This window comes from Devosia albogilva (assembly GCF_042685625.1).
Classification (GTDB): domain Bacteria; phylum Pseudomonadota; class Alphaproteobacteria; order Rhizobiales; family Devosiaceae; genus Devosia; species Devosia albogilva.
The window spans coordinates 874,918-888,918 of record NZ_JBHUNP010000001.1; the positions used below are offsets into that span (position 1 = coordinate 874,918).

11 protein-coding genes are annotated in these 14,001 nt (G+C 66.3%); 10 read left to right on the top strand and 1 reads right to left on the bottom strand.

Annotation, left to right across the window (positions count from 1 at the left end):
- The first annotated feature begins 50 nt into the window (after positions 1–50).
- A complete protein-coding gene (locus ACFSX5_RS04425; protein WP_386832083.1) occupies positions 51–509 on the top strand; it encodes a hemerythrin domain-containing protein in 459 nt (152 codons plus the stop codon).
- A 3-nt stretch (positions 510–512) separates the two neighbouring features.
- Here ACFSX5_RS04425 and ACFSX5_RS04430 read toward each other — a convergent pair whose 3' ends face one another.
- On the bottom strand, positions 513–1,241 hold the full coding sequence (locus ACFSX5_RS04430) for a Crp/Fnr family transcriptional regulator (protein ID WP_386832084.1): 729 nt from the start codon (positions 1,239–1,241) through the stop codon (positions 513–515).
- 168 nt (positions 1,242–1,409) lie between these two features.
- Here ACFSX5_RS04430 and ACFSX5_RS04435 point away from each other — a divergent pair, with 168 nt between their 5' ends.
- From ACFSX5_RS04435 to ACFSX5_RS04475, 9 genes are all read left to right on the top strand, one after another.
- Positions 1,410–2,417, top strand: coding sequence for a LacI family DNA-binding transcriptional regulator (locus tag ACFSX5_RS04435; protein ID WP_386832085.1), 1,008 nt, complete (start codon positions 1,410–1,412; stop codon positions 2,415–2,417).
- A gap of 237 nt (positions 2,418–2,654) precedes the next feature.
- Positions 2,655–4,481, top strand: coding sequence for a heparinase II/III domain-containing protein (locus tag ACFSX5_RS04440; RefSeq protein ID WP_386832086.1), 1,827 nt, complete (start codon positions 2,655–2,657; stop codon positions 4,479–4,481).
- 106 nt (positions 4,482–4,587) lie between these two features.
- Entirely contained in the window at positions 4,588–6,495 is a 1,908-nt protein-coding gene (locus tag ACFSX5_RS04445; RefSeq protein ID WP_386832087.1) for an ABC transporter substrate-binding protein, read from the top strand.
- An 81-nt stretch (positions 6,496–6,576) separates the two neighbouring features.
- A complete protein-coding gene (locus ACFSX5_RS04450; RefSeq protein WP_386832088.1) occupies positions 6,577–7,566 on the top strand; it encodes an ABC transporter permease in 990 nt (329 codons plus the stop codon).
- Positions 7,566–8,702 carry an ABC transporter permease gene (locus ACFSX5_RS04455; protein WP_386832089.1) on the top strand — a complete coding sequence of 379 codons (1,137 nt, stop codon included), beginning with the start codon at positions 7,566–7,568 and terminating at the stop codon, positions 8,700–8,702. The genes ACFSX5_RS04450 and ACFSX5_RS04455 overlap by 1 nt, the downstream gene beginning before the upstream one ends.
- Complete coding sequence (locus ACFSX5_RS04460; protein ID WP_386832090.1) at positions 8,674–9,711, top strand: ABC transporter ATP-binding protein; 1,038 nt, start codon at positions 8,674–8,676, stop codon at positions 9,709–9,711. Before ACFSX5_RS04455 ends, ACFSX5_RS04460 begins: the two co-directional genes overlap by 29 nt.
- Entirely contained in the window at positions 9,708–10,742 is a 1,035-nt protein-coding gene (locus ACFSX5_RS04465; protein ID WP_386832091.1) for an ABC transporter ATP-binding protein, read from the top strand. The genes ACFSX5_RS04460 and ACFSX5_RS04465 overlap by 4 nt, the downstream gene beginning before the upstream one ends.
- The gene (locus ACFSX5_RS04470; RefSeq protein ID WP_386832092.1) at positions 10,742–12,601 is read left to right on the top strand and encodes a DUF2264 domain-containing protein; all 1,860 of its coding nucleotides are present in this window, start codon (positions 10,742–10,744) and stop codon (positions 12,599–12,601) included. Before ACFSX5_RS04465 ends, ACFSX5_RS04470 begins: the two co-directional genes overlap by 1 nt.
- Entirely contained in the window at positions 12,598–13,608 is a 1,011-nt protein-coding gene (locus ACFSX5_RS04475; RefSeq protein WP_386835573.1) for a hydroxyacid dehydrogenase, read from the top strand. Before ACFSX5_RS04470 ends, ACFSX5_RS04475 begins: the two co-directional genes overlap by 4 nt.
- The last annotated feature ends 393 nt before the right edge of the window (positions 13,609–14,001 follow it).

Below are 14,001 nucleotides of genomic sequence, written 5' to 3' on the forward strand. Positions count from 1 at the left end.
GGACCGCCGGATCGACGTGGCGGCCGACCCCACGAGGGGAGGAAAAACCGATGCCCACAGCCGATCAAGCCCGCCACATGACGGAAAACCACGACTGCCTGATCGCCATCTGCGACGCGCTGGAAGCGGTGGCCGACAGCCTGCCGCACAATGTCGACCGCCAGCAATGCCTGTGGCTGTCGCGCGCGCTCGGCCCGATGCTGTTTCGCGCCCAGGAGCTGGAGGAAAAGCAGGTGTTTCCGATGTTGCTGGGGCTCGACCAACCGCGGCCGGAGCTGAGCGGCACCCTCGAGCGGCTGCGCCTCGAGCACCAGGTCGACCTCTGCTATGCCGAGGAGGTGCAGGAGATGCTGAAAGCCTATGGCGAGGGGCGGCAGAGCATCGCCCCGGACACCGCCGGCTTCATGCTGCGCGGCTTTTTCGAGAGCCTCAGGCGGCACATCGCCTTCGAGCAGGAATTGCTGGCGCCGCTGCTCGAAGCGCCGCCGGAGCAGCCGACGCTGAACTGAGCCTCAGCCGCAGAGCGTCTGGAGCCGGTCGAGGTCCGGCACGTCGACGGTGCGGTTGTTGGTGACCTGGATCACCCCCATCTGCCGCAGCTTGGTCATCTGGCGCGACACCGTCTCGATGGTGAGGCCGAGGAAATCGGCGATGTCGAGCCGGCTCAAGGGCAGCTCGAAGCGGGCGCCGCCGACCACGACATCGGCTTCCGGGTCGGTGTGGGTGGCGATGAGGTGGAGGAAGCTCGCGACCTTTTCGAGCGCGGTCTTGCGGCCGAGCGTCACCATCCAGGTGCGCGCTTCGTCCAGTTCGCGCAGGGTCTGCTGCATCAGCTTGTGTTCGAGTGCCGGGTTCTTTTCGACCAACTGCTCGAGCGTGGATTTCGGCACCACGCAGAGGTCGACCGAACTGGCCGCTTCGGCGGTCACCGAGCTTTCCTGGCCGAACAGCCGGCCCAGGAAATCCGGGGCAAACTGCAGGCCCACCAGTTGCTGGCGGCCGTCTTCGAGGACCTTGGAGAGCTTCACCACCCCGCGCATGACATTGGCGTAGGAGTGGATTTCGGTGCTGTCGCCGATGAGTTCGGTGCCGGGCTGGTGCCGGGCCTTGTGGGTCGTGCGGGCCAGTTCCACCAGTTGCTCGGGATCGAGCACGCCGCACATGCCGCGATGCCGGGCCTCGCAACTGCGGCACAGCACCGGCACGTCGGAATTGTGGATGTCTCTGCGGTCGGACGCCATCTCGGCCCTCTTTGTCGCACCATAGCCGGATGGTCTCGCGGTGCCAGCGGACAAAGCGACGCGGAGCAGTGTTTTTGGGAGTTTTGGGTGCGTTTCCGGTAGCGACGGCAGTTTCGCTTGCTTTGCTCAAGAAACGCAAATATTGCGTAAGCAGAGCAAGGAACCGAAATGGCCCCCACCAAACGCGCCAGCCAGGCCGACATTGCCGAAAAACTCGGGGTTTCCGTGAGCACGGTGTCGCGGGCGCTCGCCAACGAGATCGGCATCAGCGAGGCGGTGCGCCAGGAGGTGCAGCGGGTGGCGCGCATGCTCGGCTACCGCAGCAAGCACCCCCCGCTCGCCGGCAAGCTCGACAAGCGCGCCGTGGCCTTCGTGCCGCTCAACAGCGCCATGGGGAGCCTTGCGAGCTTTTACCACGGCATCGTCGAGGGCATGCGGGCGCAGGCGGAACAGGCCGGCATCGCACTCGATGTGCGGCTGGTGAACGAGGACATGGTGACGCTGGACTTCGTGCGACGGCACGTCGCCAAGTCCTCCGCGGACGGGCTGATCCTCGCCGGCATCGACCCCGATGACGAACTCGCCGCCTGGGCACAGGAAGCCGGCATCGCGATCGTTCTCGCCAATGGCAGCGACCCGCAGATGCGCTTCAACAGCGTCGCACCCGCCAATTTCTACGGCGCCTACATGGCGACCAAGCACCTGCTGGACCACGGCCACCGCAAGATCCTGCACTATACCTATCACCATCGCCCCACAATCCGGCAGCGGCGGCGGGGCTTCGAGGCAGCCATTGCCGATTGCCCCGATGCCGTGGGGACGGTGGTCATCTCGAACGAGCATTCGAGCCGCGAATTGCTGGCCGGCCTGATGGCCGGCAAGTACGACGTGACGGCGGTGTTCTGCTGGAACGACGGCGTAGCCGTCACCATGGTGGAGACGTTGCTGGGCACGGATTCTCCGCTGCCGGCCGGGTTCTCGCTGGTGGGCTTCGACGACCTGCCGATCGCCGGTATCGCCAGCCCGCGCCTGAGCACGGTGCGCGTGGATCGCGAAGCCATCGGCCGCGGCGTGGTAAGGCTGTTGGCCAACCAACTCGACGGTGATCTGGCGGTGCAGCAACTGGAGATCGGCCTGACCCTGGTTGAAGGCGAGACCGTCCACACGTTGGCCTAACGGCTCCGACCTTTTTTCTGTTGCGATGTGCATAACCGCTGGCTTGAGCCGCGGACCAAGGCAGCTATCCTCAACACTGCACAATGCAATTCCTGCAATATTGCATAATTTGCGTGAATTGCGCAAAATCCTTGAACTTACGCAAGATCATGCGTAGTCTTGCGCTGCAAACAGAACTCGTGCGGCAGAAATCGGATTGCGTTCCGTTACCGCCGAAACGAGAAGCGGGAGGATTTCGTGAATCTGCGGCGGTGGAACGTCAGACATGTGGAGTCGGTGCTCGCCGCAGCGCCCGACTTCGCGCCGTTCCCCCGCAGCGACTCGTCCGAACTCGAAGCGCTGAAGGCAGGGTTGGGAGCCGAAGCGCTCCCCCGCCTGCTCGCGGATGCGGAGCTCGATGCCGTCGCCGAGATCCCTGCCCTGCCGGCGCGGCTCTACCACGAGTTTCGCGAGACGGGCCGGCGCGAAGGCTACGAGGACGCCCAGCGCGACCGCCGCAACATGCTCTACCGGCTGGTCATGGCCGAATGGCTGGAGGCGAAGGGGCGGTTCGTGCCCGCCATCGAAGACCTCACCTGGGCGCGGCTCGAGGAAACCAACTGGGCCTGGCCGGCGCATGCGCGTGACCTCGACCATCCCGACCGGCCGACGGTCGATCTCGCTGCGGCAATGACGGCGCTGGACATGGCGGAACTCGACTACCTGGTGGGCGACCGGCTGGCACCCAATCTCCGCGCCCGGCTGCGGGCGGAGGTGGAGCGGCGGGTGGTCGGGCCCTTCCTCAACCGTTCGGATCATTGGTGGCTGCATACGACGCCGGACAAGCAGGTCAGCAACTGGACGGCGGTGTGCGTCGCCGGCGCCGTCGGGGCAGCCCTTTATCTCGAAACCGATGTCTCCAGGCTGGCGGCAATCATCACCCGAGGACTTCACAGCCTTGCCGACTATCTCGAAACCTTCGATCGGCAGGGCGGCTCTTCCGAGGGGCCCGACTATTGGACCTATGGCTTCGGCAACTATGCGGTGCTGGCCCATCTGCTGTACCAGCGCACGGGCGGGGCCATCGACCTGCTCGCCGGTGAGTTCGTGCGCGACATCGCGCTGTTTCCGGTACGGACCATGCTGGCGCCGGGCGTCTGGGCGAGCTTTTCGGATTCCGACAGCAACCCGGTGTTTCACCCTTCGCTGCTGACGCTGCTGGCCCGGCACCTGCACCTGCCGGAGCTGCTGGGGCTCGGCATGGGCAACGACTTCACCGTTGCCGGCTTCAACCAGTTCATTTGGCCCCTGCGCCAGTTCGCCTGGCCGCTGCCGGAGAACCCGGAGCCTGTCCGGCTCGCCCGCCACGACTGGTATGACGAGATGGGCTGGATGATCAGCCGGCTCGAGCCGGACGATCCCGCTTCGCTCCGGCTCGCCGCCAAGGGCGGGCACAATGACGAGATGCACAACCAGAACGATGTCGGCGCCTTCATGGTGGTCGCCGGCGGCAAGGTGGTGCTGACCGATCCCGGCCGGGGCCGCTACTCCAAGAGCTATTTCGGTCCGGAGCGCTACGGCAACCTGATGGCCTCTTCGCGCGGCCACTCGGTGCCGGTGGTCAATGGTCACGAACAGGCCGCCGGCCGTGCGCACGCCGCGCGGGTGCTGCACCATTCCCACGGTGACGACGCCGACCGGCTCGAACTCGAGATGGCGGCCGCCTACCCGGCCGAAGCCGGGCTCGAGCGGCTGGAGCGTCGCATCACCTTCGACCGCTCGGTGCGCGGTGGGCGGGTGCTGCTGGAGGACAGCTTTGCTTTCGCCGCCGGCGACGGAGAATTCCAGTCAGTGCTGGTGACGCCGCTTGCGGTGAGTGCCGGCAATGGCACGGTCGAGATCGGCCAAAGCGGAGCCGGCGTGCGGGTCGACTACGACGCCGCCGGCCTCGCCGTCACCCTCGACCGGCACGAGCAGGTGGAAAAGCAATACCAGCCTGCCGTCGATCTCACGCGCGTGCTGTTCACGCCCCGGCAACAAGGCCGGGAAGGACGGGTCGCGCTCGAAATCTCGCCGCTCGGCTGAGCGGGAGTGCGCCTCCGAGGAGGGAGGCGAACCATCGTGGTTCCGGCAACGTCCGGAGCTTCATTTCACCTCCGGAGCAGGGGCTCCGGACAAGGGAGGGACGACAATGAGGAGAGACCATCTCAGTGGCCTGACCGGCGCCGTGGCCCTGGCGGCCATGTTCGCCGCGGCGGGACCGGCACTTGGTGCCGGCCAGGCGCCGGCACTGGAGGCACTGGTGGAGAGTGGCGAACTGCCGCCGCTCGAGGAACGCCTGCCGGCCAACCCGCTGGTCGTGGAGGGCGACAGCGTCGGCAAGTATGGCGGCACCTGGCGCATGGGCATGAACGGCGGCAACGACAACGGCCTGATCGTCAAGACCGTCGCCTATGAAGGCCTGGTCCGCTACGACCACGAATGGAAAAACGTGCTGCCCAACCTGGCCGAAAGCTGGGAGGTGAACGAGGACGCTACAGAATACACCTTCAAGCTGCGCGAGGGCGTGAAGTGGTCGGACGGCACCCCGTTCACCACCGAAGACATCGCCTTCGCCGTCGAGGTCTACCAGGACCCGGAATATCCTGCCGGCAGCTGGATCGACAACGCCAACAACCCGGTGAAGCTGGAGGTGATCGACGAGCACAACTTCACGTTCAGCTTCGACAAGCCGAACGGCATGTTCATGGAGACGCTGGCCAGCACCGACGGTATCCACATCACCTCGCTGCCCAAGCACTATTGCGGTCAGTTCCACCCCAGCCACAACGAAAATGCCGATGCCGACGCGCAGGCCGCGGGCTTTGATGGCTGGTCGCTCCACCTGCACGATCGCTGCGCCTGGGGCTGGGAAATGATCCGCTTCTCCAATGCGGACCTGCCGACCATCTACCCGTGGATCCTGGAGACGGGGCTGACGGCGAATACGCAGCGCCTCAACTGGGTGCGCAACCCCTACTACTGGAAGGTCGACGGCGAGGGGAACCAGCTTCCCTATATCGACAATCTCGAGATGCGCGTGAGCCAGGGCGGCGTCGAAGACCTGACGCTGGCGGCGCTCAATGGCGAGATCGACTTCCAGGAACGTCACATCGCCACCACCGTCAACAAGCCGCTGTTCTTCGACGGCCAGGAGCAGGGCGACTACCATCTCGGCGAGGTGATCCCCTCCGCCTCCAACACGCTGGTGCTGCAGCTCAACCTGAACCATCTCGATCCGGTCAAGCGCGAGCTCTACAACAACAAGGACTTCCGCATCGGTCTGTCCCACGCGATCGACCGCATGGAGATCATCGACGTGGTGTTCACCGGCCAGGGCGAACCCTTCCAGGTCGCGCCGCGCCCGGAGTCGGCGTTCTATGACGAGGAACTGGCCAAGCAGTACACCGAGTTCGATCCTGACCTCGCCGCCCAGCATTTCGAGGCAGCGGGCCTGACAGAACGCAATGGTGACGGCTTCTACCTCATGAGCGACGGCAACCCGGCCAAGATCACCGTCGACATGATCACGGCCCTTCGGCCCGAGTGGGTCGACATGCTGGAGATCATGCAACTGCAGCTTGCTGCTGCGGGCATCGATCTCGAGATCAACAGCATCGACCGCACGCTGTTCTACGAGAAGCGTCCTGCCGGCGAGTTCGACGCCCAGGTCTGGGCCGGCGACGGTGGCATCGAAGCCTTGCAGGAGCCCCGCTACTACTTCCCGTTCAGCGATGAATCGGTCTGGGCCTTCCGCTGGGCACAGTGGTTCAATGGCACTCGGCCCGAGATCGCCGAAGAGCCGGCCGACTGGGCCAAGCAGCAGATGGAGCTCTACAACCAGGTCCGCGCCTCGGGCGACCCGGAACAGCGTGCCGAACTGTTCCGCCAGATCCTCGCCATCACCAAGGAAGAGTTCCCCGTGATCGGCGTCAGCCTGTCGCCCAACAGCTACTCGATCATCAAGAACAACCTCCGCAATGCGCCGGAGACCATGTTCAACGCCTGGCTGTTCCCCACCCCGGCGCCGATGGATCCGGTGGTCTGGTACTTCGAATAGCGGGGCCACCTCCCTCCCGCTCTCCCCTCGCGGCCGCGGCGGCCGCGGGGGGACCCCCAAGCCTGGAACAGGGTCTCTACCATGATCGGTTTCATCGTCCGGCGGCTGGTCGCCATGCTGCTGACACTGGTGGCGGTTTCCATCGTCGCCTTCGCCATCATCCAGCTACCGCCGGGCGACTATCTCACCGCCTATATCGCCCAACTGTCCTCGACCGGTGACCAGGTCGACCCGCGCGTGATCGAGAACCTGCGCCGCCAATACGGCCTCGGCGAACCCTTCTACGTCCAGTACTGGAAATGGGTCACCGGCCTGGTGCAGGGCGACTTCGGCCAGAGCTTCGAATGGAAGCGTCCGGTGACGGAACTGATCTGGGAGAGGCTCGGCAACTCCATTCTGGTGGAAGGTATGGCAGTGATCGCCATGTGGCTGATCGCGCTGCCCATCGGCATCTACGCGGCGGTGCGCAAATATTCCCTCGGCGACTACCTGGCCACCATCGGCGGCTTCATCGGCCTCGCCATTCCCAACTTCTTCTTCGCGCTGATCCTGATGTATCTGGGCTTCATCTGGTTCGGCACCACCATGGGCGGGCTGTTCTCGCCCGGCTTCGAGAATGCCCGCTGGAGCCTGCCGCGCATCTGGGACTTCCTGAGCCATGCCTGGGCGCCGGTGCTGGTGCTGGCGACGGCCGGCACGGCCGAGCTGATCCGCATCCTCCGGGCCAATCTGCTCGATGAACTCAAGAAGCCCTATGTCACCACGGCCCGCTCCAAGGGGCTGCCGGAGTGGCGGGTGATCCTCAAATATCCGGTGCGGCTAGCGCTCAATCCGCTGGTCTCGACCATCGGCTGGCTCTTGCCGGCGCTGGTCTCGGGCTCGGTGATCGTCTCGGTGGTGATGAACCTGCCGACCGCCGGCCCGATGCTGCTGCGCTCGCTGACCACGCAGGACATGTATCTGGCCGGCGCCATCATCCTGCTGCTCAGCGTGCTGACGGTGATCGGCACGGCGGTGTCCGACATCCTGCTCGCTCTGCTCGACCCCCGCATCCGCTACGGGAGCAAATAATGGCACTCGACAGCGTACAGACGTCCATTGTTCCGGTGCCGGCCCGGCGCCAGCGCGAAACCCAGTTCGGCCTCTTGTGGCGGCGCTTCCGCCGGCACAAGCTGGCGGTGGTGAGCCTGTGGGTGGTGGCGGCGTTCTACCTGATCGCCTTGCTCGCCGAGTTCCTGGCGCCGGTGGAGCCGGCCACCTACAGCGCCCGCTACACCTATGCGCCGCCGCAGGGGTTGCATTTCTTCGCCCGGAACGATGACGGGAGCCTGCATTTCGGCCCGTTCGTCTATGGCTACAAGACCGAAATCGACCCGGTGGCGCTGAGGCGCACCTTCGTGATCGACGAGAGCGTGCGACTGCCGGTGCGGTTCTTCGTGCCGTCGGACCCGTATCTGCTGGCCGGCGTGATCCCGATGTCGGTGAAGCTGATCGGGCCGGAGAACCCGCGCGACCCGTTCTACATCCTCGGTGCCGACCGGCTGGGGCGCGACCTCCTGAGCCGGCTGATCCACGGCACCCGCATTTCGCTCTCGATCGGGCTTGCCGGCGTGACGCTGAGCCTGTTCTTCGGCATCATCATCGGCGGCTTTGCCGGCTATTATGGCGGCTGGTTCGACGGCGCGGTGATGCGGGTGGTCGAGTTCATCCGCTCGATGCCGACCATTCCCTTGTGGCTCGGATTGGCGGCGGCGCTGCCCAAGGACTGGAGTGCGCTCCAGACCTATTTCGCCATCACCCTCATCCTGTCGCTGATCGGCTGGACCGAGCTGGCGCGGGTGGTGCGGGGGCGGTTCCTGAGCCTCCGAACCGAGGATTTCGTCACCGCCGCGCAGCTCGATGGCGCCAGCGACTGGCGCATCATCACCCGGCATATGGTGCCGAGTTTTACGAGCCACATCATCGCCGCGGCGACGCTCGCCATCCCCGGCATGATCCTCGCCGAAACGGCGCTGAGCTTCCTCGGGCTCGGCCTGCAGGCGCCGATCGTGAGCTGGGGCACGCTGCTGCAGGACGCGCAGAACATCCGCACGCTTGCGACCGCGCCGTGGCTGCTGGCGCCGGGCGTCTGCGTGGTGGTGGTGATCCTCGCCCTCAACTTCTTCGGAGACGGCCTTCGTGACGCCGCTGATCCCCATGGCCGCTAAACCGCTCCTTGCCATCAACGACATGTCGATCGTCTTCACCTCGCCCGACGAGCCGGACGTGAAGGCGGTGCGGCAGGTGGATCTGACGCTCACACCGGGCAAGACGCTGGCGCTGGTGGGCGAAAGCGGCTGCGGCAAGTCGGTGACGGCGCGGGCGGTGCTGCGCCTGCTCGACAGCAATGCCGAAATCCGCACCGGCGAAATTCACTTCGAGGCCGATAGCGGGCCGGTGGACATCGCCCGGCTCAAGCCCGACAGCCTGGCGCTGCGCTCGATCCGCGGCGCGCAGATCTCGATGATCTTCCAGGAGCCGATGAGTTCGCTCTCGCCGGTGCACACCATCGGCGACCAGATCGACGAGATCATCCTCCTGCATGAGCGGGTGAGCCCCAAGCAGGCGCGCGAGCGCACGGTGTCTCTGCTCGACCAGGTCGGCATTCCCGGCGCCCGCGATCGCGCCAATGCCTATCCGTTCGAGCTTTCGGGCGGATTGCGGCAGCGGGCGATGATCGCCATGGCGCTCGCCTGCACGCCGAAGCTCCTGATCGCCGACGAGCCGACCACGGCGCTCGACGTCACCACCCAAGCGCAGATCCTCGACCTGTTGCGGCAGCTGCAGGCCGACTTCGGCATGGCCATGCTGTTCATCACCCATGACCTCGGGGTGGTGGCCGAGATCGCCGACGAGGTTGCGGTGATGTATCTCGGCGACGTGGTGGAACAGGGCGACGTCTACGAGGTGTTCCGGGCACCGAAGCACCCCTATACCCAGGCACTGATGAACTCGGTGCCGCGGCTGCAGCGAAAGTCCGAGCGGCAGCGGCTGTCGCCGATCAAGGGCACGGTGCCCTCGCCCAAGGACCGGCCGGAGGGATGCGCCTTCACCAGCCGATGCCCCTATGCCTTTGCGCCCTGCCCCACCATCCGGCCGGAGCCGACCGTGGTTGGCGATGGGCATGTCGCCCGCTGTCACCTCTTGACCCACGCACGCGAGGAGGCGGTGGCATGACGACGCTGCTTTCGGTCGAGAACCTGTCCAAGGTGTTCACGCTGGGCGGCGGCCTGTTCGGGCAAACGCGCGAACTGGTGGCGCTCAATGACATCAACCTGACGGTGGAAGCCGGCGAGACGCTGGCCATCGTAGGCGAGAGCGGCTGCGGCAAGACCACGCTCGGGCGCTGCATCATCAAGGCGCAGCCGGTGACCGAGGGCAAGGTGCGCTACTACCCGCCAGGGCAGGCGCCGGTGGAGCTGACGACGCTCGGCAAGCGCGAGATCAAGCCGTGGCGGCGCGACATCCGCATGATCTTCCAGGACCCGATGAGTTCGCTCAATCCGAACATGCGGGTGTTCGACATCGTCGCCGAACCGCTGCGCATCCACCGCATCGCCCGGGGCCGCGAGTTGGAAGACCGGGTGCTCGATACGCTCGCCAAGGTTGGCATCCCGGCCGATGCGGTGGGGCGGTATCCGCATGCATTCTCCGGCGGGCAGCGGCAGCGCATCGGCATCGCCCGGGCGCTGGTGCTCGAGCCCAAGCTGGTCATTGCCGATGAGGCGGTGTCGGCGCTGGACGTGTCGATCCAGGCGCAGGTGCTCAACCTGCTCGACGACCTCAAGCATGAGTTCGGGCTGACCTACATCTTCATCAGCCATGACCTCGGCGTGGTGAACTACATCGCCGACCGGGTGGCGGTGATGTATCTCGGCCACCTTGTGGAGACGGCGCCGACCGAGATGCTGTTCGAGCGTCCGCGCCACCCCTATACCGAGATGCTGCTCGAGGCGCTGCCGATCGCCGATCCGACGCGCCGCAAGGGTCGCCGCACCGAACTGAGGGGCGAAATCCCCTATCTCGGCAATCGCCCGCAGGGCTGCCCCTTCCACACCCGCTGCCGCTATGCGCGGGACATCTGCCGCGCCGAAAAGCCGCCGCTCAGGCCCATCCACGGCACGGCGCAATCCGCCGCCTGCCACTTCGCCGAAACCCTCGATCTCAAGGGCGCCTACGAAACGGCCCCGCAACAGGTTCCCGCTTGATGACCTACGACCCCGTGAGCGCCAACCCGCTGGCCGGCAATCCGCTCAAGACCCGCGCCGACGTGGAGCGGGCGCTGCGCGACCTATTCCAGCCGCTCCTGCCCTATTTCTCGGAGGGCGGAGCCCGCGTGCGCCTCGATGGTGCCGCGGCGCATTTCGACCGCGCCGCCGCCGACCTCGAAGGTTTCGCCCGCCCGCTCTGGGGGCTGACGCCGCTCTCTGCGGGTGGTGCGGAGTTCGACCACTGGGAGCTCTATCGCCGCGGCCTCGCCAATGGCACTGACCCGGAGCACCCCGAATACTGGGGCACGGTCAACGGCACCGACCAGCGCCAGGTGGAACTCGCCGCCATCGGCTTCACGCTCAAGATGCTGCCGCTCCTCGTCTGGGAGCCGCTGCCGCAGAAGGCCAAGGACAACCTCGCCGCCTACCTGCTGCACGCCCGCAAGCACGACTTTGCCGACAACAACTGGAAGTTCTTCCGCATCCTGGTCGATCTCGGGCTGGAGGAATGCGGAGTCGAGTTCGACCGCTCCTATACCGACCGGTATCTCGAGGAACTGGACGGCTTCTACCTGGGCGACGGCTGGTATCGCGACGGCAACATCCGCCGCATCGATCACTACATTCCCTTTGCCATGCACTTCTACGGGCTGATCTATGCCCGCCTCGCCAGGGGCGACGCGCAGCGGGTCAGCGACTACAAGGAGCGGGCGCGGCTTTTTGCGCAGGACATACAGCACTGGTTCGACGAGGATGGCGGCACCCTCGCCTTCGGCCGCTCGCTGACCTATCGCTTTGCCTGTGGCGGCTTCTGGGGCGCCTTGGCCTTTGCCGATGTCGAGGCGCTGCCCTGGGGCGTGGTCAAGGGGCACTTCCTGAGGCACCTCCGGTGGTGGAGCAAGCTGCCGATCGCCCACGGCAACGGCGTGCTCTCTATCGGCTACGGCTACCCGAACCTGTTCATGTCCGAGAGCTACAACTCTGCCGGCTCCCCCTATTGGGCGCTGAAGGCGTTCCTGCCGCTGGCCCTGCCGGAGGATCATCCCTTCTGGCAGGCCGAAGAGCTTCCGGCCGATTTCGGCACCGAGCCGGTGCCGCTGAAGCACCCCGGCATGGTGATGCAGCACACCGCCGGCAATGTGGTGGCGCTGTCGAGCGGCCAGCAGAACTGGCAGATGCGGGCGGGCACCGAGAAATACGCCAAGTTCGTCTACTCCTCCCGCTACGCCTTCTCGGTGGAGGTGGACGAGCGCGCCTATCATTCCGGTGCCTTCGACGGTGCGCTGGCGCTGAGCGACGATGGCCGGCACTACCGCGTACGCGAAACCAACGAAGTGGCGCAGATTGCCGGCAGCAGCCTCTACTCGCGCTGGAAGCCGTGGCGCGACGTCAGCATCGACACCTGGCTGGTGCCGGCGGGCGACTGGCACATCCGGGTGCACCGCATCGACACCCCCCGTGCCCTCCACACCACCGAAGGCGGCTTCGCCATCGCCCGGGCCGATCAGAATGCCGACCACACCGAGGCCGAACCAGGCCGCGCCCTGGCGCGCAGCCGGACCGACCTGAGCGTCATCGTCGATCTCTCGCCCGGGCTTAGCCGCGACGGGCGGGCGCATGCGGCGCTGCCCAACACCAATCTGATCGCGAGCAAGACGCTGGTGCCGCAGCTACACGGCGAAATCCCGCCGGGTACGACACTGCTGGTGACCGCGGCCATGGCGCTGCCCGCCGGCACCGCCGCCGATACGGCGCTGGGCGAGGTTCCGGCGGCCCCGGACGTCGCCGCGTTCGAAGCGCTGATCGCCCGCGAGGGCATCGATGTCAGCGCCATTCTGGTGCCGGAGCGGTTCTGATGCGGCCCAAACTCGCGCTGGCGATGAACCCGGACAAGACCCGGCACGTGCTCGACGATGGCCTGGTGGCGCGCCTCGCAGGCTGCTGCGACGTGCTCTCGCCCGAGCCGATGGAGGAGTTCGCCAGTCGCGAGAGCCGCCGGCTCCTCGCCGAGGCGGAGGTGCTGGTGACTGGATGGGGCTGCCCGATGATCGGGCCCGACGTGCTACGGGCTGCGCCGAACTTGCGGCTGATCGCCCATGCCGCCGGCACGGTGAAGTTCACCGTCGACCCCAGCGCCTATCAGCGCGGCATCCGAGTGACCCATGCCGCGGACGCCAATGCCGTGCCGGTGGCCGAGTTCACGCTGGCGGCCATCCTCTTTGCCAACAAGCGCGCCTTCGGCTTCCGGGACCTTTATCGCGAAGACCCCTCGCGCCGCAGCAGCTACGCGCTGATGGACCAGCCCATTGGCAACTACCGCAGGACCGTCGGATTGATCGGAGCCTCCCGCATCGGCCGCAAGGTCGCGGCCATGCTCGCCGGCTTCGACATGGCGGTGCTGCTCTACGATCCGTTCGTGAGAGCCGGCGATCCGATCACCGAACAGGCGGAACTCGTGGAGCTCGATGCGCTGATGGCGCGCTCGGACGTGGTGTCGCTCCATGCCCCCTCGCTGCCAACCAACAACGGCATGATCGGAGCGCGACAACTCAAGCTGATGCAGGACGGCGCCACCTTCATCAACACGGCGCGCGGGGCCCTGGTGGACGAAGCGGCGCTGCTCGCGGAACTGGCCACCGGCCGCATACAGGCGGTGATCGACGTCACCGACCCCGAGATCCCGCCTGCGGATTCTCCCTTCTTCACCCTGGCCAACGTGTTCCTGACGCCGCATATCGCCGGTGCCATCGGGACCGAGCGCGCCCGACTGGGGCTGATGGCGGTGGAAGAGGTGGAGCGTTTCGTGCGCGGCGAACCGATGTTGTACGAGATCGAGCCGGAATTGCTGGAGCGATTGGCTTGAGCGTGAACACCCCTCACCCGTCTCGGCCTGCGGCCGATCCACCCTCTCCCGCAAGGGGAGAGGGGCGCACCGAGCCTGCCGCAAGCGCGGTGCCCCCTTCTCCCCTTGCGGGAGAAGGTGCCCGAAGGGCGGATGAGGGGGACTGGCACCACCAGCGCCTGCAATTCCTCACCTGGGACCGGACGCCGGAGGACATCGCGAGCGCCGAACACCAGGCGCGGCTCGAAGACTTGCGCCGCCGGGCCGGCGCCAGTTTTCACCCCACCGCCTATGTCGCGGCGGAAGCGGCGATCTTCACCACGCGCCTCAGCCTTGGCGCGCACAGTTGGATCGCCGGGCACGCGCTGGTGCGCGGGGAGGTCAGCTTTGGTGCGCATTGCACGGTGAACCCCT